This is a genomic window from Lysinibacillus sp. GW823-FHT02G10 (assembly GCF_058797135.1).
On sequence record NZ_JBXAJI010000003.1, the window covers coordinates 200,385 to 218,765 of the forward strand.

The 18,381-nt window shown below is 35.7% G+C and carries 18 protein-coding genes; 5 read left to right on the top strand and 13 right to left on the bottom strand.

The features are described 5' to 3' along the window. Positions 1-26 precede the first annotated feature (26 nt). Positions 27-1,547 (bottom strand): CoA-acylating methylmalonate-semialdehyde dehydrogenase, encoded by a 1,521-nt coding sequence (locus tag AC1RFD_RS13285; protein ID WP_048391984.1) that lies wholly within the window; start codon positions 1,545-1,547, stop codon positions 27-29. Positions 1,548-1,562: 15 nt separating this feature from the next. Continuing rightward, positions 1,563-2,456, bottom strand: coding sequence for an NAD(P)-dependent oxidoreductase (locus AC1RFD_RS13290; protein WP_054549810.1), 894 nt, complete (start codon positions 2,454-2,456; stop codon positions 1,563-1,565). Positions 2,457-2,691: 235 nt separating this feature from the next. Here AC1RFD_RS13290 and AC1RFD_RS13295 point away from each other — a divergent pair, with 235 nt between their 5' ends. Next, positions 2,692-3,303 (top strand): TetR/AcrR family transcriptional regulator, encoded by a 612-nt coding sequence (locus tag AC1RFD_RS13295; protein ID WP_048391986.1) that lies wholly within the window; start codon positions 2,692-2,694, stop codon positions 3,301-3,303. Between the two features lie 46 nt (positions 3,304-3,349). On the opposite strand, the gene AC1RFD_RS13300 is transcribed toward AC1RFD_RS13295, so the two are convergent. The 6 genes from AC1RFD_RS13300 to AC1RFD_RS13325 all read right to left on the bottom strand — a co-directional run bounded on the left by AC1RFD_RS13300 (position 3,350) and on the right by AC1RFD_RS13325 (position 12,065). Next, on the bottom strand, positions 3,350-5,356 hold the full coding sequence (locus AC1RFD_RS13300; RefSeq protein WP_054549809.1) for a GGDEF and EAL domain-containing protein: 2,007 nt from the start codon (positions 5,354-5,356) through the stop codon (positions 3,350-3,352). Positions 5,357-5,385: 29 nt separating this feature from the next. Then, a complete protein-coding gene (locus tag AC1RFD_RS13305) occupies positions 5,386-7,542 on the bottom strand; it encodes an RNA degradosome polyphosphate kinase (protein ID WP_048391988.1) in 2,157 nt (718 codons plus the stop codon). Continuing rightward, on the bottom strand, positions 7,539-9,086 hold the full coding sequence (locus tag AC1RFD_RS13310) for a Ppx/GppA family phosphatase (protein ID WP_288581802.1): 1,548 nt from the start codon (positions 9,084-9,086) through the stop codon (positions 7,539-7,541). Before AC1RFD_RS13310 ends, AC1RFD_RS13305 begins: the two co-directional genes overlap by 4 nt. Before the next feature lie 164 nt (positions 9,087-9,250). Further along, complete coding sequence (locus AC1RFD_RS13315) at positions 9,251-10,153, bottom strand: chemotaxis protein (RefSeq protein ID WP_048391990.1); 903 nt, start codon at positions 10,151-10,153, stop codon at positions 9,251-9,253. 65 nt (positions 10,154-10,218) lie between these two features. Then, positions 10,219-11,541 carry an MFS transporter gene (locus AC1RFD_RS13320; protein ID WP_054549808.1) on the bottom strand — a complete coding sequence of 441 codons (1,323 nt, stop codon included), beginning with the start codon at positions 11,539-11,541 and terminating at the stop codon, positions 10,219-10,221. 203 nt (positions 11,542-11,744) lie between these two features. After that, positions 11,745-12,065 (bottom strand): winged helix-turn-helix transcriptional regulator, encoded by a 321-nt coding sequence (locus AC1RFD_RS13325; protein ID WP_054549807.1) that lies wholly within the window; start codon positions 12,063-12,065, stop codon positions 11,745-11,747. 158 nt (positions 12,066-12,223) lie between these two features. Between AC1RFD_RS13325 and AC1RFD_RS13330 the strand changes: the two genes are divergently transcribed. Further along, positions 12,224-12,616, top strand: a complete 393-nt coding sequence (locus tag AC1RFD_RS13330) for a DoxX family protein (protein ID WP_048391993.1) — start codon at positions 12,224-12,226, stop codon at positions 12,614-12,616. A gap of 68 nt (positions 12,617-12,684) precedes the next feature. Here the strand turns inward: AC1RFD_RS13330 and AC1RFD_RS13335 are convergent, their stop codons facing one another. The 3 genes from AC1RFD_RS13335 to ykzS all read right to left on the bottom strand — a co-directional run bounded on the left by AC1RFD_RS13335 (position 12,685) and on the right by ykzS (position 14,311). Beyond that, positions 12,685-13,551: an NAD(P)-dependent oxidoreductase gene (locus tag AC1RFD_RS13335; protein WP_048391994.1), complete on the bottom strand. Its 867-nt coding sequence runs from the start codon at positions 13,549-13,551 to the stop codon at positions 12,685-12,687. Positions 13,552-13,853: 302 nt separating this feature from the next. Next, positions 13,854-14,030, bottom strand: a complete 177-nt coding sequence (locus AC1RFD_RS13340) for an aspartyl-phosphate phosphatase Spo0E family protein (RefSeq protein WP_492474974.1) — start codon at positions 14,028-14,030, stop codon at positions 13,854-13,856. A gap of 92 nt (positions 14,031-14,122) precedes the next feature. Further along, positions 14,123-14,311 carry a protein YkzS gene (gene ykzS, locus AC1RFD_RS13345; RefSeq protein ID WP_048391995.1) on the bottom strand — a complete coding sequence of 63 codons (189 nt, stop codon included), beginning with the start codon at positions 14,309-14,311 and terminating at the stop codon, positions 14,123-14,125. A 123-nt stretch (positions 14,312-14,434) separates the two neighbouring features. Here ykzS and AC1RFD_RS13350 point away from each other — a divergent pair, with 123 nt between their 5' ends. The 3 genes from AC1RFD_RS13350 (at position 14,435) to AC1RFD_RS13360 (ending at position 16,074) form a co-directional block, all read left to right on the top strand. Next, a complete protein-coding gene (locus tag AC1RFD_RS13350; RefSeq protein WP_004224583.1) occupies positions 14,435-14,623 on the top strand; it encodes a YkvS family protein in 189 nt (62 codons plus the stop codon). Positions 14,624-14,702: 79 nt separating this feature from the next. Continuing rightward, a complete protein-coding gene (locus tag AC1RFD_RS13355) occupies positions 14,703-15,320 on the top strand; it encodes a CPBP family intramembrane glutamic endopeptidase (protein WP_004224581.1) in 618 nt (205 codons plus the stop codon). Positions 15,321-15,381: 61 nt separating this feature from the next. Then, positions 15,382-16,074 carry a DUF8580 domain-containing lipoprotein gene (locus AC1RFD_RS13360; protein ID WP_048391996.1) on the top strand — a complete coding sequence of 231 codons (693 nt, stop codon included), beginning with the start codon at positions 15,382-15,384 and terminating at the stop codon, positions 16,072-16,074. Positions 16,075-16,158: 84 nt separating this feature from the next. Here the strand turns inward: AC1RFD_RS13360 and AC1RFD_RS13365 are convergent, their stop codons facing one another. Next, complete coding sequence (locus AC1RFD_RS13365) at positions 16,159-16,605, bottom strand: MarR family winged helix-turn-helix transcriptional regulator (RefSeq protein ID WP_004224579.1); 447 nt, start codon at positions 16,603-16,605, stop codon at positions 16,159-16,161. A gap of 122 nt (positions 16,606-16,727) precedes the next feature. After that, complete coding sequence (locus AC1RFD_RS13370; protein ID WP_231595608.1) at positions 16,728-18,146, bottom strand: PAS domain-containing sensor histidine kinase; 1,419 nt, start codon at positions 18,144-18,146, stop codon at positions 16,728-16,730. Positions 18,147-18,381: the final 235 nt, after the last annotated feature.

The following is an 18,381-nucleotide window of genomic DNA, read 5'->3' on the forward strand; positions in this document are numbered from 1 at the left end:
GTATAACTCTACAGCTCTAGGTTTTATTAGTCGTTATTGCTTGGGAATGAAAACGTGGATGCTGAGGAGGCATTGCCAGCCATCCAACGCTCTGAAATTGTCTTAGTTTTTGTAAAAAATCGTGCTTGATCTGGGCCAAACATATGCCCCTCACCAAAACGAGATCCTTTAAAGCCTGCAAAGTTATGGTAGCCAACAGGAATTGGAATTGGTACATTGACACCAACCATGCCAACATCAATTTCTGTTGTAAATTTTCGAGCTGCTAATCCATCATTCGTAAAGATTGTGACACCATTACCTAGCTCATGCTTATTGATAAGTGTAATAGCTTCCTCTAAGGAATCTACACGAACAACATTGCGAGCTGGACCAAATATTTCTTGCTCGTAAACTTCCATGCCTGGCTTTACATGATCTAATAATGTAGGCCCTACATAGAACCCTTTAGACTCTTTGACAATATCAAGTTCTCGTCCGTCACAAATTACTGAAGCTCCTTCGGCTTCCCCTCGATTAATTGCAGTAAGAATTGCTTCTTTTGATTGCTGAGAAATAACAGGGCCAAAATCTGAATCAGGGTTTGTATATGGGCCTACTTTCAGATTAGAAATTTTTTCCTTAAGAATATCCACTAGGCGATCAGCAGTATCCTTTCCTACAGGCATGATAGTAGATATTGCCATGCAACGTTGGGATGCTGCTCCATAAGCTGCACCAATAAAGGCATTAGCAACCTGTTCAAGATCCGCATCTGGCATCACGACCATATTGTTTTTACCACCACCAAGAGCCGTGACACGTTTACCGTACTTTGATCCTGTTTCATAAATATATTTAGCTACTGGTGTTGATCCAACAAATGAAATCGCTTGCACAGCTGGGTTTTCTAAAAGTTCATTGACCGCATCTTTATCACCATTGATTACTGTCCAAATACCATCAGGCAATCCCGCCTTCTTCCAAAGCTCACTAACATATAATGAAGTCATTGGCACACGCTCAGATGCCTTTAAAATAACCGCATTTCCTACAGCAATGGCCATACTCGTTTGTGCTAGAGGCACCATGATGGGGAAATTAAATGGAGAAATTGCTGCCACAACCCCTAATGGATATTTTGCAGAATAAGCATTTATTTGACCTCCAACATTTACGGAGTATTCTCCTTTCATTAAATGTGGCGCACCAATGGCTAAGTCAACAGATTCAAGTCCTCGTGTAATCTCACCTTTGGCATCTTCAATCGTTTTACCGCTTTCAGTACAAATGATTTGTAATAGCTCTTCCATATTTTCAGTGATAAGGTTACGGAACTTTAATACAATTTCTGCACGCTTAGCCACTGATGTATCACGCCAAGCCGGAAATGCTGCTTGAGCTTGCTCGATTGCATCTTGTGTTTCCTCTACTGTTGCAAGGGGTACCTTAGCAATGACTTCACCTGTTGTTGGGTTAAATACCGAACCGAATCGGCCACTTTTTCCTTCAACCAATTTGCCACCAATAAAATGTGTTAATGTTTTAACCTCTTGTGTCGTTGTCATATCCATTTCCTCCTCTTAAAATTGTTCTAGTTTACATTTTTCTTTTAAACTTAAATAAGCTGCAGACATATCTTTTTCTCCATAGCCCTGCTGAGCAATTTCACTATAAAGATCCACTAACTTTTCGCCGATTCGCAGCGATACGCCTGCTTCATCCGCCATTTCCTTAGCTAACTTCAAATCTTTTAATAGTAGATTTGTCGAAAAGCCCGGCTCATAATTATCATTTTTCATATATTCCAAATAATTACGTTCATAAATACGGCTTTGTCCATAACTATTATTTAATACTTCATAGAGCGTGTCTGCCTGAATACCCATTTTTTCGCCAAGTACAATCGTTTCAGCGACTGCCTCTGTGTAAAAGCCAATCATTAAGTTATTGAGTAATTTAATTCGCGTTCCTATACTTGAAGATGTGCCTAAATGATAAATATTTTTACCGACTATTCTGAATATTTCGCTAGCACTTATATAATCATCTGTGCCACCACCAACCATAATAGTTAATGTCGCATTGATAGCCCCTATGACACCCCCACTGACAGGCGCTCCCAAATAACGTAATCCCAAAGCTATAGCTTCTGTATGTAACGTATCATTCAATTCGGGATTAACAGTACTAAAATCAATCAGCAGGCACCCTTTCTTTGCATGTTGTAAAATTCCTTGCTCTGATTGATAAACCAATTCTACAACCTGAGGGGTAGGCAAACTTGTCATAATAACATCACATTTTTTCGCAATATCCATAGCTGTCTCAAGGCCGAAACCACCTGCTGCTGCGAATTGTTCCATTGCTTCCGCATTCGTATCGAAACCATATACCTGATAATCTGCTCTTAATAAGTTAATAGCCATCGGTAAACCCATATTCCCTAAGCCAATAAAACCCAATTTTTTCTTCATTGTGACCTCCCCATTCCTTGAAAATACAACAGAAAACTTGATGATATACTAGCCAACTTTCATTTTTTAAAGTAACATTAGTAACGAGATAACATCATTGACCGCAGTCATTGACTTCGGTCATTTAAATCATAATCAATCGAAATCCATCTCGTCAATTAAAAAATTAATATTTTCAGAATATTTTTTACAAAAGATATTTTACAATATTTAATATAGGAGGTATTAGCTACCAATGGAAACACTCACAAGCAGACAGAAAAAGGCATTAGAAACACGTGAAAAATTATTGAAAACTTCTTTAGATTTATTTAACAAGCATGGTTATGAACATGTTTCTGTTGAACAAATTACAAAGGCATGTAATGTTTCAAAGGGTACATTTTATACACATTTCCCATCTAAATATGATGTTATTTTAGAAAAATTTAAGGAGCTTGATAATTTTTATCGTACAGTTGAAAAAAATATTGATCCCACATTACCAGCAAGTGAAAAAATACTCTTAGTGTATCAAGAGCAAATGAGATATTTAACCAATATTGTGGGAAAGGATTTATTACGTACAGTATATACGGCTGCTATGACAAACCAAGTAGAACAGGATCATTATTTAATCAATCCACAACGTAAGATTTTTCAGATAATGAATACATATATCGAGGAAGGAATTCAACATGGGGAATTTAGACAAGATGTTTCTGCTGCTACCATACAAACACTTATTCAGCGCTGTATGCGTGCCAATGTCTATGATTGGTTGATACATAGTGAAGACTTTGACCTAGCCTCTGAGATGGCGCAATTCACAGCAATTGTCTTAAACGGTCTTAAAAACGGCAAATAAAAAAGTAGCACTTCATCTATTTTGTGATGAAAGTGCTACCCTTTTTCTAGCTTACAAAATATTGTTGTACAATCGTTTCAACTGGTAATGGTTTATTATACAAATAGCCTTGCCCTTTTTGACAACGATGGCGTTTGAGAAAATCAACTTGTATTGGTTCTTCAATTCCCTCAGCAATGACCTCTAATCCTAAATTATGAGACATCGAAATAATGGCTTTTATGATGGCTTCATTTTTGTCATCCTTTGCTATATCTGCAATAAATGACTGATCAATTTTAATAATATCAATCGGATAACGCTTGAGATAACTTAATGAGGAATAGCCTGTCCCAAAGTCATCCACAGACACATAAACACCTAATTGCTTCAGTTCTGTAAGAATCGAAAATGTTTCATGTACATTTGTCATGGAACTTTCGGTAATTTCTACTTCTAATAATTCAGGCGGTACACCATATTTCTTTAAAGCTGTTTTAATTTTTCGGGCAAAATTTTCTTTTCTAAACTGTTTTGGGGATATATTGACTGCAATCCGCACAGGACGATATCCTTTTGATTGCCATTCTTTTTGGTAACGACATACCTCATCAATAATCCAATCACCGATTTCAATAATCAACCCTGAGGCTTCCGCAATAGGAATAAATTGTGCTGGTGATACAAAACCAAATTTACGGTTATTCCATCGTAATAATGCTTCAAAGCTATTGATGCTATTATTTGCTAAATCCATTTGCGGTTGTAGATGGAGACTTAGCTCATTAAATTCAATTGCTCGACGTAAATGTGCCTCCATTAATGCTTCGTTTGGAAAAATGGCCGTCATATCTTCACGGTAGTAGCGATAATGTGAACGACCATGTTCTTTAACAGAAAATAAAGCTTTATCTGCTTTCCGTACAAGTGTCTCGATATCTTTACCATCTGCTGGGCTAAGTGAAATCCCAATCGATACGCTAATAAAATATTCCTGTCCATCTATCATAAATGGCTGTTTTAATACGTCCATAATCAAGTTTGCAGTTCGTTCAATTTTTTGGATGGTTGCATCTTTTAGCACAAAAATAAACTCATCACTATTATATCGATATAGCGAACACTTTGAATAGCAAAGCTCCCGTAACCTATGACTAAACATACGCATTAAATCATCTCCCTTGCTCTCGCCAAGGGATTCATTAAACTTTTTAAAACGGTCAATGTCAACTAAAATAAGAGCGGCTTGCTTATGCCCTTGCTTTTTATCATTTAAATGCTGTAGCCAATGCTCCTTAAAAGCTTTTCGATTCCAAATACCTGTTAATTCATCCATTAGTGCTAGGTAATAGAATGCTTCATGATCATTCATAAATGAATTAGCATCTTTAACAAATAGGTGGACACCCACAACTTCACCATTATAATAGGTTGGATGCGTTCTTAAATAAAAGGGCTCTTTGCTTAGTAAATCACCTTTCAATAAGCATTTAGGCATGCCAAACGCTGAACCTTCGATTGTTTTGGTAAATAATAGTTTAAACTCATTGAGATATTTACTTTCGAGTAATGAAAAAATATCTAGTCCAATTAGACTGTGCTGCTCTCTCGATAGTGTAGCAGTAGCAGCAATATTTTGATGAATTATTCGACCTTGTAAATCTGTCGTTAACACTGGACTTATATGTTGTTCAATGAACTGTAAATAGGGATTTTCTTCAAATGATGTTGCTCGAAGAATAATGGCAACTATTGATTCAGAAAAGTGCTGAACATGAAGCATAAATGTTTTCTCTTGAAGACCGTTACCTAATTTTAGAGTATGCTGTTTATTGATTTCTTCAATTAGAAATCCCGACAATTGCAGCCAGCATTGCTTAGTAAAAAAGTTCTCAGCGTTTTTGGCTGTTATATCCTGCAGCTCAATCATTGACGATAGCTTTTCATTAAATTCAACGACCTCAAACACTGTCTTATCAACTTGTCTCAAACAAATGATTGCATCAAATGGATTCAGTTGCATGAGCTGTTGATATTCTGCAAATGGCGCTACATTTTCTCTACATTTTTTCATTCTATCCCTCACTAAGTAGCGTGTTTGCTCTATTCTTCGTCAAGCGTAGGCTTTAATGCATCCTTCAAGAAAATTTCCTGGCTATTTAATGGATCTTCGCTACGATCAAACTCTTTATAATGATACTTACCATTAGAGTCTTGAATACGGGCTTTGGCAGTATCCATTAATTGTGCATTCATTATGTCAATAATACGAGTTTTTGCTTCACTTGCATATACAGGGAATAAAATTTCTACACGTTTAATCATATTGCGTGTCATCATATCTGCAGAGGATAAATATACTTTATTTTCCCCATTATGATGGAACCAATAAATACGAGAATGTTCAAGGAAACGACCAACAATACTTGTTACGGTAATGTTCTCACTAATACCTGGGATTCCTGGTCTAATACAGCATATACCACGAATAATAAGCTCGACCTTTACACCCGCAATCGATGCCTCATAAAGCTTCATCATTAAATCTTTGTCTGTCAATGAATTCATTTTTGCACGAATAAAACCATTTCCATATTTTTTATGACAGGCAATTTCCTCATCCATTAACCGAATAAACTCATCGCGTATATCAAATGGTGCAACGACTAAATGATTAAAGGTAGGCTTTTCTGTATAGCCACTTAAGTAGTTAAAGAAATTTGTCGCATCAATGCCAAACTCTTTATCTGTCGTTATTATGCCCATATCCGTATAAATTTTTGCAGTAGCATCATTATAATTTCCTGTACCCAAATGGACAAAACGTTCAATTTTGCCGTTACGACGACTAACGACTAGCGTGATTTTTGAGTGCGTTTTTAAATTATTCATCCCATAGATTACAAGACAACCTGCTTGTTCTAATTGTTTTGCCCAGTGCACATTGTTTTCTTCATCGAAGCGAGCCTTTAGCTCCACTAATACCGTTACTTGTTTACCGTTTTCAGCGGCAAGCTTTAACGCTTGAATAATCGGTGAATTCCCGCTTACTCGATATAATGTCTGTTTTATAGCCAACACATTTGGGTTGACAGCGGCCTCAGAAATAAAATCAACAATAGGGGCAAAAGATTCATATGGATGATGGAAAAATATATCCTGTTGAAGTGCTTTTTCAAAAATATTTTCGTCAGACTGTAAATCTAAAGGTGGCTGTGGGATAAAGCTTTCATATTCTAAATGCTCACGACCTACTGAAATACCTTTCACAAAAGAGAACATAAACGTTAAATCCAAAGGACCATCAATATGGAATACATCCGATTCTTCTATTTCGAATTCATCTAGTAAGTATTGCAGCACTTCCTCGTTCATTTCTCCAACTCGAACTTCTAAACGGCTTCCTACTCCCCACTTTCGCTTTTTCAGCTCTTTTTCGATCTCCACGAGAAGATCTCGAGCCCCTTCTTCATGGATAGTTAAATCTGCATTTCTTGTTAAGCGGAAGGCTTGTGCTGATTTTACGCTATAGCCATAAAACAGCTTTTCAATATGCGCTACTATCACATCCTCCAATAAAACTACAACTGTCTTACCTTCTTCGGACGGTACTTTTATATAGCGATCTAACACAGATGGAACTTGGACAATCGCCACTTTTTCACGACTTTCAAGATCTGACTCATCCTGCTCTAACAGCACTAGTAAATTCAAAGTTTTACCAAGCAAAGTTGGGAAAGGACGATATGCATCCACTGCAACAGGGGTTAAAACAGGGAAGATAGTTTCTGCAAACATTTCATTGATAAATGATTTTTGCTTGCTATTTAAATCTTTCATGTCCGCAATATGTACATTATGTTGAGGTAGTAAATCATAGATTAAATGTCTATACACCTCAGTTTGTCGACGCACTAATGCTTGTGTGCGTTCTGCTATTTTGGCCAACTGTTCCTTCGGCGTTAAGCCAGATTTGTTTTCGGGCTTATGAAAACCAGCACGTACCTGGTCCTGTAAGCCTGCAACACGAACCATAAAAAATTCATCTAGATTGGAACTAAATATAGCTAAAAATTTTAAACGCTCGAGCAGAGGATTATTAATATCCTCTGCTTCCTCTAGCACGCGTTCATTAAAGGCAAGCCAGCTTAATTCACGATTATTATAATATTGAGGCTTTGCAATTTCCTCTAACAATAGATTGTAGTTTTCGGAGAACTCTTCCCCATGTAGCTCGTTTTTCGTTACTTCAGTTGTCATCCATTGTTCCACCCTTCTTCAATAAAATTGATCTTCATTGGGATTTTTAATGCACGTTCTAAATGCTTTCTATGTCGATTGGCTTGATACTTTTCAGCCGCAGCATTCTTTTTTACATAAATATTAAGCTGAACATGATCTTCTTCGGTGTGCATTTCAATAGCATGTACTATATTGCGTTTTGAAACATTTAATGCATAGACAAATTTTAATAACGCTCCGAAATCTCTTATTTTACGATGTTCCTCCCGACTCATCCATGTAGCAAATGGAGCAGCAAATCGTTCGAAATAATCTTTATTTTTATAGGAGGCAAGAAGTGCTAGTTTTACTCGTTCTAAATGATTTAAACCATCAATGGATTGATTCGCAATTAAATAAAAAGTATGTTGGCTTGAAGAGCTTAATTCGATATACTCTCCTATATTAAAAACCTTCGCCGCTTTTGCTAATAAATGCAAATCTTCTGGATGATATTGCAAGTAGCCTAAATGACAACATTCACGATACAGTTGGTCTGCTAAATGCATTAAATAATCTACTTCCACTTCACTCCGACCATACTGACGTGCTAATCTTCTAGCATTTCCTTCAAATACATTATATTTATCAAACGCCTGTGTATCTGTTTGCAAAATCCGTTGAATAATGAGTCCCTCACGTAACCCTCGCTTTGTCAGTTGGAAGGTCTCACTACCAACTACCTCCATCAACACTCTAAATACCTCTAATGCAGGAACAATGATATCTGCGCGGTCAGATGAGAGACCATCCAATTGTTTCAATTCCTGAAAGCTTAATTGCCCTAAAAATAAGCTTAAATCATCCAAATTTTCCTTTGTCATTTCATAACCATGTACGCTGGCAATAGGGTAATCATGCTTTTGTTGATGTATTTGAGCAATATTCCGCGCACTACCACCAATTGCGATAATAGGTAGAGCAATATTTTTTATCCAAGGGAGTGTTTGGAACTGCTCTTTGACAAAGGCAAGAAGCTCTTTTTTCTCACTACTATTGATAATGTCACCTTTTACAAAACGTTGCTTTAAAGAAACTGTCCCAAAAGGGAAACTATGTGATTGCTGAATTTCTTTATTTTCAAACAGCGTAATTTCGGTACTACCACCACCGATATCGATTGTTACGGCCGATTTCGTACCCATGGAGTAGGCAACAGCAACGTAGCCAAAATAGGCCTCTTCCTCTTCTGATAAAAGCTCTATTTGGATACCAGTCCGTTCTTTCATTTCCTCTATAATTTTGTCTCGATTAGTGGCTTGTCGAATAGCCGCAGTAGCAGCAGCTTTTACATCTGTTACTTCAAAATCCTCAAGCATGGCTTTAAATGTTAATAAAGTTTCTGATAACACTTGAATACCTTCATCAGACATCTCTCCTGAGGGCTGTAAATATGTACGCAAACGTGCTACCGTCTTAATATTTCCAAGCTCACGAAGTCCCTCTTCATTATCATATTGATATAATACTAATCGTATAGTATTGGAGCCGATATCAATAATAGCTGTTTTTAATTCATTCAAATAATCACATCCTTCAAGCATCTACCATTTATTTTGTTCATAATATTTGGACATATACAAAAAAATCGGACCCTCTTAATTAAGGCATCCGACTTTACTTTCATTTATTTATACTTGCAGGATACCATTATTAAAATTGAGAAGTATCATGTAAGCCATGGTGATTACAGAATAAGTTGGTCAACACGTAAAATGAGCTCTGCAATTTCTGGCTTACTTATTTGATCCTCAGCCCCTACTTGATCACCTTTATGACGAAGGTCATCTGTAATTAGACTTGAAAAAATGATAACAGGAAGCTTTTGAAGATCGGGATGCTCTTTGATTTTTCGTGTTAAATGATGGCCATCCATTTGTGGCATTTCAATATCCGTTACCACCAATTGAATATGCTCTGCTATGTCACTACCACTCTTTGCAATTCCCTCTAAGTATTCATAAGCATCGCGGCCATTTTCAAAGAATTCAACATTGTCATAACCAGCTTCACTCATAGTATCAAACAGTAATTTACGTAATAACGGTGAATCTTCTGCAATTAAAATTCGCTTTCCAGATCGCTCACGTTTACCGAGCTTTTTAACAGATTCCACACTAATTCCTGATGCAGGATTGATATCCACCATAATTCTTTCGAAATCTAGTAATAGAATCATTTGCTCATTCTGTTTAATCACACCAATTACTTGTGATGTACCCCCTTGATACATATCTGAAGGCTTTTCGATTTGATTCCAAGAAATACGATGAATTTGTGTTACATTATCTACATGGAAAACGACACGTTGTTTATTAAATTCTGCGACAATATATTTTTGTTGTGGATTACGCTCAGCACCTTGAATTCCTAATACTCGTAGCATATCTACAACAGGTAGTACCTCACCTCGTAATTGAATGATTCCTTCTACATGCGGGTGCGCGTGTGGGATAAACGTTACTGGGATCGGTTGAATAATTTCTTTTACTTTAATAACATTGATGCCAAACTTATTGTTTGCTACTTCAAATTCAACAATCTCTAGCTCATTTGTGCCACTTTCTAATAATATTCCTTTATGTTCCAATGCAACCCCGCTCCTTTCTCTACATCTGTTTATAATTCAATTGTATCATAGGCAATACATTTCTCCTACTTGCTATTTCCATTTTTATCATTAACTTTTAGATGTACCAATAGACCAACGACAGTCATAACGATCAACGTTGATAATGCTACACGACTAGCAATAGTACCATAATCCTTCATCCATAATGTAACAGTTCCATATATAGCTGGACCAATAATGGAGGATACTTTACCTGAAAAAGCAAACAACCCAAAAAATTGTCCACGTTTTTCGTTCGGTGATAATTCAATAATATATGTCCGAGATGTCACCCACATTGAGCCAAGTGATATACCAAATAGACTACCAGCAAGCCAGAACATCCATTGTGCTGAAGCAAAAACAGCGAATACCAGAGCAACAATCATAATAAGTGCAACAATTGTAATGGCACGTTTAGCGCCTATTGATTTCGTAATATACCCAAAGGCAAGTGACCCAATGATTGTTGAGACAGTAGAGACCAAATAAAGTACGATAAATTGTCCAGAACTAAAGCCAACAATCGTTGTCGCATAAACAGCCATCATAGCAATCGTTGTAGCAATGGCATCATTTAGAAAGAAATAAGCAATCATAAAGGTAAAGATTGCTTTATATTGCTTCATATCTTTAAATGTTTGAATGATTTCTTTATAACCATCTAAAAACTTTAAGGACTTTCGTTGGGACTTTGGGATCGGTGTATCTTTATTAATTAAGAATAATGGCAATGAAAAGAGTAGATACAGAATGGCTGTTGGGATAAACGCTCGATGAAAATCGCTGTTACCAACATACAAGTAAACAAGTAATCCAAAAAGTGTACCAAGATACCCGATTGCAACACCATACCCTGAAATGAGTGGCATCTCTTCTTTTGTCCCTAGATCACCCATCATAGAATCGTAAAATACTAAACTTGAATTAAAGAAAAATTTTGCTATGACAAAACTTGCAACTACCAAAAATAAACTAAGAGGCACACCAGAGTAATTGACAGTGGTTTGTACATTAGCAAATATTCCCATCATAAATGTAAATAGAATAGATATGGATGCAAACCATACAATAAATCTCTTTTTATAACCTGTGTTATCAATCCACACACCGAAAAGGGGTGAAAAGATAACGAGCAACAAGCTTGCAATGGCATTTGCATAAGATATAAAGGTGCTCGCAACTTGTTGCATGACTTCATTTGTTCCTAAAACCTCATCCATGTAAAAGGGAAAAAATATTGTATTTATATTTGAAGAAAAAATTGTATTCGCAAAATCATAAAATGCCCATGAAAGTATCGGTAATGATAAATAAATGGCTAATTGACTTCGATGTTGTACGTCTATAGCTGTACTCTTCTTCATAAAACCCTCCTCTCCATTCTCTATAATAAACAATTAATTTCTCTCTGAAATAAAAAATACCTTTTTTTAAAGAAAATTAATATTATTTACAATATAACAGTAAATTCACTGAAAAATAACTGCCAAATGGTCGATAATTGAACGCTTATTTTCTGTGTAAAACCAAAAAAGGTATTCAAGCCCCTCGCTTGAATACCTTTTTATCATTCTATATCTATGGTTACCCATTCAGAGGACCATTGCTCAATCGCTTTTAGCACAGGTGCAATAGCATAACCCTTTTCCGTTAGTTCATACTCAATGACAACTGGTGTTGATGGAATTACTGTACGTAGCACTATTTGCTCAGTCTCTAACTCCTTTAAACGTTCTGTTAATACACGACTACTAATATTCAACTGATTTTTAATGGCCGAATACCTTTGCGGACCATCTAATAGCTGATAAATAAGTAGCGTATTCCAACGATGATTTAATATCATGAGTGCTTTTTCAAATCGCGGACAAATATTTTTTTGATCCAAATGACTTCCCCCCTTTGTATATTAGTTCCTATTTAAGAGTATATCACTTTTTAAAAAAACTTGTTCTAAAAACACATTAAGTTACTTGACAAAAGTTGTTTTTAAAAATAAACTAAGTTACTAATTGTAAGCAAAAAAAGATAAGGAGTTACTTTATTATGCAAAATATTGGTTCAACAATTTTACGTATCGTTCTAGGCGTTATTTTTGCAGTGCATGGTTTTCAAAAATTTCAAGGTGGCATTAGCTATACAGCTGACTTCTTTGATAGCCTAGGTATACCAGGATTTATGGCGTATATCGTGGCAATTATTGAATTAGTTGGTGGAATTGCAATTATTTTAGGTTTAGCAACAAGAATATTTGGTGCTTTATTAACCATTACAATGATTGTGGCGATCTTTACAGCAAAACTTAGCATCGGCTTTATCGGGGCAGATGGATTGGCTGGTTATGAATTAGATTTAGCTTTAGGTGCAATAGCTCTTTACTTTACTCTCGCAGGCGCATCCAGCTTCTCACTGGATTCTCAACTTTTCGGTAAAGAGTAAAACAAAAAAACCTGAAGGTCTCCCATTTAAGGAGCCTTCAGGTTTCCTATTCAGAATCCCATCGCGAATTATTTATAATACTTTAAGAGTGCTTGTGTACCATTATCACCATAGCCTGCTGCGATTAATTTCTCATACATTTCATAGGCTAATGCAAGTCCTGGTAATGTTATGCCCATTTTGTTTGACTCGTCTAAAGCTATTTTCATATCCTTTACAAAATGTTTAATATAAAAGCCTGGTGCAAAATCTTCTTTTATCATACGTGGGGCTAAATTGCTTAAAGACCATGAACCTGCTGCACCTGAAGAGATCGATTGTAAAACGGTAGGTAAATCTAATCCTGCCTTTAGTCCATAAGCTAGTGATTCACACACGCCAATCATACCAGAGGCAATAACAATTTGATTGCACATCTTTGCATGCTGCCCAGCTCCTGCTTCACCCTGATAAATTATATTTTCTCCAAATTGCTTCATAATTGGCAATACCTTGTCGTATGTGACCTGATCGCCACCAATCATGATAGACAAAGTGCCATTTTGAGCACCAATATCCCCACCTGAAACAGGGGCGTCTAAAGCCTCTACACCGATGGATTGAGCATACATATAAATTTTCTTTGCTAAAGATGGCTCTGAAGTCGTCATATCAATGACAATATTGCCTTGTTCTGCTGTTTGGAAGAGGCCATTTTCCCCAAAATATACTTCCTCTACATCTGAAGGATAGCCAACCATTGTAAAGGCAATTTCATGATTTTTAAATGCTTCAGCAGGTGAGCTTGCCCATGACGCCCCTAAGGCAACAAGAGGCTCTGCTTTTTCTTGCGTACGAGTATAGACGGTTACTTCATGACCATTTTTTAGTAAATGCTTAATAATACTAGCACCCATTACTCCAGTTCCAATAAATGCAATACGTTTCTTTGTCATATGTACATGCTCCTTTGTTCTAGAATTTCTGTACTCTCCGTGAGAGTCCAACTCTATATCTTTTCAGTTTAGGTGAAGGAATGAAATAATTCAAACTCTTCCCACAACTCTTGTACTAAAATTTATATGTAGGGCATATATACCGAATAAGCAAAAAAAAGAGAGCAAGTGATTGGGGGATCACTGCTCTAAAGGGGGAAATGAGAATGTTGCTGTGTTCATAGTAAGTTATTCCCCATTGAAATGCATTTTAAACATATATGTTAAAATGTTTTTTACTCTGAATACTGGAACAATCTTTTTTAGTCTTCGTGATCTTTTTCTTCTTCAAATGCCATCTGTCTATAATAAGTATTCATTAACTGATCTAATCTGCGACTCAGTTGAATGGTTTTTGCATTTTGTAACCCGTTTTCTACACCTGAGCGAATCATCATCTCACGAGTTTGTTCCATTTGTTTCAAGAGTAGATTGACCATTCATACAACCCTCCACACACAAATAATCATACCATTATTATACATTTATATTTCATTTCTTACAGCATTAACTTACGACAATGTTCGACAAATTAACTTCTAGGTGTTTCAGTATAAGTATAGATAATTCGCCCATTTTGCTTGGCCTCACCTCTATAATGTTTAAATAATGGGTGTTTTACAAGAATTTCACGAAATTCGTAAAATTCTTCCTTTTGAATTTCAATACTTTCTCTTTCCCCATTTTGTAATTGTTTAAGCATATTTTCGTATTTTTCCATGAACTTTATTCCTCTCTTTGCCTCATTTGTGTAATAAATTATGAATTATTTAAAAAAAGCTTTACGTTTACCAATTTTTCATGCAAACTGTATATTATTAGTCGATGAAGGAGCTGACTGTCTGTGAAAATAGCTGAAGTTGGAAATATTATCGAGTTTAAAAATGGTCTCCAAGGTATTGTAGAAAAGGTAAATGAAAATTCGGTGATCGTTAACTTAACATATATGGAGAATTTTGATTCCCTTGAAATTGAAGAAAAAACGGTCGTCAATCATAAACGATATAAAATTTTATATACTAATGAAGCTTAATAGTCTGAATAGTCCCTATTTGTCTTAATAGATGATAAGGGACTATTTTTTTGATAAGATTAAGGTATGGAGGTCGAATATGCTAACAAATTCGAAACAAACAATACTATTTCTCCTTTCTTTATTATTCGTTTATGGTATGCTTGCTTTTACCTTTGCTAACCAAGCTGTATTTTGGTACATGTATGCATTCACTCTACTAGTATGTATTGCCATTGCCATCTTAGCTGGTTCCATTGAAGATCAATTACCTACATGGCAATTTTTACTCTTTGGTATTGGATACGGTACCATCACATATGGTATTATTCGCTTTGGTTACTGGCTCGCTCCATATATTAATAATAACTTAGTACAATCCGTTCAAAAATTTTTAGCAAGCTACGGACCACAAAATATTTGGCACTATGTTTTACTAGTATTTATCGTTGCCATAGGTGAAGAATTATTTTGGCGTGGTTATATCCAACAACAGTTAAAACGTTTTATGCGCCCACCGCTGGCTGTCATAGTTACCGCAGTATTATGTGCTGTATCAATTGCCCTTAGCGGATTTATGCTTGGTGTCATTGCTGCATTGGTAACAAGCATTATTTGGGGCTTCTTATATGAATGGCGTAAAAGTATGCCACTTGTTATTGTAGCTCATGTCGTTTTTGTACTATTATTATTTTTAGTGTTGCCGTTAACATCATAACATTAATATTTGGAAACATTTTATCTTTACTAACGTTTAATTTAGAAAAGGAGGGTTTTTTATGCAAAAAAAATTAGTTTCAATTCTTGCATTATTACTAACAGCCGTATTAGTTGTAGGTTGTAATACATCTGATAAAACAGGGGATTCAGATGCTCAACAAAATGAGCCATCAAATACTGCTGCCGATCAAAAACCATCTGGAGATGATACAGCAGGTGAATCAAATGAGGAAGAAGAAGATACACCTGCATCAAATGATACAAATACAGAGGATGCTTCTAAACAGCCTCAACAAGATGTAAAATACGTCCAAAATGGTGTAGATAAAACTGAAAAGGCAACTGAATCAGCAAGTGTTGATCAAAGCTATAAACTACAACAGCTTCCTGGTTTTACACTGACACAAGAAGAGCCTGGTAAAGACATGTTAGTGTCCAATGATGATGACGAAGTGTTTATGCGTATTGAAACAATTGAAGCTTCACAATCGAGCTTTGAAGAAGTAAAAACAACTATGCAAGATTATATGAACGCAGTGGGTGAAACAGTAGCTCTAACTGCTGAGGAATTAGCAGCATTTAAAGATGTTCAAAATATCGAGGGTTATGTTGTGGACTTCGACACTGAGAAAGTAATTGGGGTTGTCCTTGAGAAAGATGGTCTCATTACAAAATTAACTATTCATGATAATGATGAACAAGATTTAACAGATGCTATGCTTAATATGGCAGCAACTATATCTAAAAAATAATAAAATGCTAAGGACGATAGACATAGTCTATCGTCCTTCTATTTGATCACAAAAAAGTTGTCTCAAATCAATGAGACAACTTTTTTAATAAGATAGGTCTTTGATAGAAAGGCCAATTTTCTTCAATAACGTAATAGCTTGCTCTTTTTCTTCTGGGGATAGTACACTCATTAATTCATGCAAATGCTGTTCGTGTTTTGGGAACAGCTCTCCCATAAAAGCTTCACCTTCAGGGGTGATTTCTGCATACGTAACACGACGATCAGCAGGACAAGATACTCGTAATAAGTAACCTCTCTTCTCTAGCTTATCAATGACATACGTAATAGACCCACTGGCTAACAAAATTTTATTGCCAATTTGCTGTAATGGCTGTCTTCCTTTATGATAGAGAAGTTCTAGAACAGCAAATTCAGTTGGGTTTAAACCATTATCCTGAAATAATTGATGTGTTGTTTCATTAATTGCTTTTAGTGCACGTGATAATACAATATATAATTTTAAAGATTGTTTTAGATCTTCTGACGGCATATTCTTTTCCTCTCACTTCGCTCTTTATACATGACATTATAGCGACATTAGAAAAGCATTGTCAAAAGCAATATATGATTTAGAAGGTTTTGTTGTTCATTATGCAACCATTTTTACTTTCTTTATGTTACTAAATAAGCAGAATCTTTTGTGGATACTTCCATTGTATCCATCTGATTGAATGTGTAAATTGGAAACTGCAGATGGAAGCATGTCCCCTTCTGTAGTTCACTACTAACGCCAATTACTCCTTCATGTTCTTCAATCACCTTTTTCACGAAAGCAAGGCCCAGTCCTGTCCCTGTTGATTTTGTCGTGTAAAAAGGCTGGAATAGGTTTTGAAGTGTCGTGCTGTCCATGCCAACACCTTCATCTTTTATCATAAGTTCGACAATCGCACAGTCATTTGTTGCCATTTCGACGGTAATCGTACCACCATTATTCATGGATTCCATTGCATTTTTAATTAAATTCATCAGCACTTGCTTTAGTCGATTCTCGTTGCCGCCAATATAGACTTGATTAGAGGTTGAAATATACTGAATCATAATATTTTTCATGAGTGCATCTGGTAGCATAAACTCAATGACTTGCTTTACAATATGATCCAGTTCTAATAATTCCACTTTCATCGTTGTTGGCTTAGACAATACTAATAATTCGGATAAGATTTGTTCCATCCGTTGAAGCTCACTGTCAATAACAGAGAGATACATGCGTGATTCATCATCAGCATTTAATTTTAGTAATTCAGTAAAACCCTTTAAAGAAGTTAATGGGTTACGAATTTCATGTGCAATACTCGCTGCCATCTGTCCCACAACGTTTAATGCTTGCTGATGCTCAACTTTATGTTGAAGTTGCTTTTTCTCTGTTTCATCATTAATCACAGTGACAATAATATTATTGTATTCATCAAAAATACTTGAAATTTCATAATAGCAAGTTCTGCTTACTTGTGTTTCATCGACTACATGAATGCTTGCATGTTTTTCACCCATTAACTTAGAAAGGTAGGTTGTAATTTGCCCCTTTTTCAATGTAAATGAATCAAATATATGCTGATGCGCTTTATGAAGAAGCTGCGAATTTTCAACTTTCAGAAACATTTCCGCATATTTATTTAGCCCAAGAATAATACCACTAGCGTCACTAACAATAACAGCATAAGGTAAGTAATCGTAGGCATTAAAAGATTGCGCTCTCTCATGTGCTTGGCTAACATATAATTTATGGGCAACATCATCATTTAATGTTGAAATTTGCGCAACAATTTCCTCTGTATTAGGATCGTAAAAGCATTTGAAAGATAACATTTCGTAGTCATTTCCAACTGTGCGAATATTGAAAATTTCCTCTGAACGTAAATCATTTTGTAACTGTTTGACGAACTTAGTCCATTTAAAATTAGATGGCTCGTCCATAGCTAAATAGCCAATATAGGTTAAATTAAGATTGAAAAGATTGATAGCAGCCTCATTGACGTTTAAAATTTTCCCTGCTTTATTGAGTATAAGTGTTGGTGACGAAGTACTTTTCATAAGATTTCCAAAACATTGATTAATATCATTTTGCTTCAACTTTCTCACCGAACCTTTCAAAAGAGTAAAAAACCTCTAAAATCGAATTTTGAGCCTTTACTATACTTTATGACAGCACGATTCTATTATTACAAAATTTAGTAAATTTAAGTATTTTAAATTATTTCACGAACCGTTCACAAAATAAATAGGTAAAAAGAATTATATTGTATGTCAGATACTTGACTGATACAAT

What these genes read in the sequence shown, in the direction of transcription:
- AC1RFD_RS13285 (WP_048391984.1), bottom strand. Translation starts at nt 1,547, where the DNA reads ATGACAACGACACAAGAGGTTAAAACATTAACACATTTTATTGGTGGC.
- AC1RFD_RS13290 (WP_054549810.1), bottom strand. Translation starts at nt 2,456, where the DNA reads ATGAAGAAAAAATTGGGTTTTATTGGCTTAGGGAATATGGGTTTACCG.
- AC1RFD_RS13295 (WP_048391986.1), top strand. Translation starts at nt 2,692, where the DNA reads ATGGAAACACTCACAAGCAGACAGAAAAAGGCATTAGAAACACGTGAA.
- AC1RFD_RS13300 (WP_054549809.1), bottom strand. Translation starts at nt 5,356, where the DNA reads ATGAAAAAATGTAGAGAAAATGTAGCGCCATTTGCAGAATATCAACAG.
- AC1RFD_RS13305 (WP_048391988.1), bottom strand. Translation starts at nt 7,542, where the DNA reads ATGACAACTGAAGTAACGAAAAACGAGCTACATGGGGAAGAGTTCTCC.
- AC1RFD_RS13320 (WP_054549808.1), bottom strand. Translation starts at nt 11,541, where the DNA reads ATGAAGAAGAGTACAGCTATAGACGTACAACATCGAAGTCAATTAGCC.
- AC1RFD_RS13330 (WP_048391993.1), top strand. Translation starts at nt 12,224, where the DNA reads ATGCAAAATATTGGTTCAACAATTTTACGTATCGTTCTAGGCGTTATT.
- AC1RFD_RS13335 (WP_048391994.1), bottom strand. Translation starts at nt 13,551, where the DNA reads ATGACAAAGAAACGTATTGCATTTATTGGAACTGGAGTAATGGGTGCT.
- AC1RFD_RS13340 (WP_492474974.1), bottom strand. Translation starts at nt 14,030, where the DNA reads ATGGTCAATCTACTCTTGAAACAAATGGAACAAACTCGTGAGATGATG.
- ykzS (WP_048391995.1), bottom strand. Translation starts at nt 14,311, where the DNA reads ATGGAAAAATACGAAAATATGCTTAAACAATTACAAAATGGGGAAAGA.
- AC1RFD_RS13355 (WP_004224581.1), top strand. Translation starts at nt 14,703, where the DNA reads ATGCTAACAAATTCGAAACAAACAATACTATTTCTCCTTTCTTTATTA.
- AC1RFD_RS13360 (WP_048391996.1), top strand. Translation starts at nt 15,382, where the DNA reads ATGCAAAAAAAATTAGTTTCAATTCTTGCATTATTACTAACAGCCGTA.
- AC1RFD_RS13365 (WP_004224579.1), bottom strand. Translation starts at nt 16,605, where the DNA reads ATGCCGTCAGAAGATCTAAAACAATCTTTAAAATTATATATTGTATTA.
- AC1RFD_RS13370 (WP_231595608.1), bottom strand. Translation starts at nt 18,146, where the DNA reads ATGAAAAGTACTTCGTCACCAACACTTATACTCAATAAAGCAGGGAAA.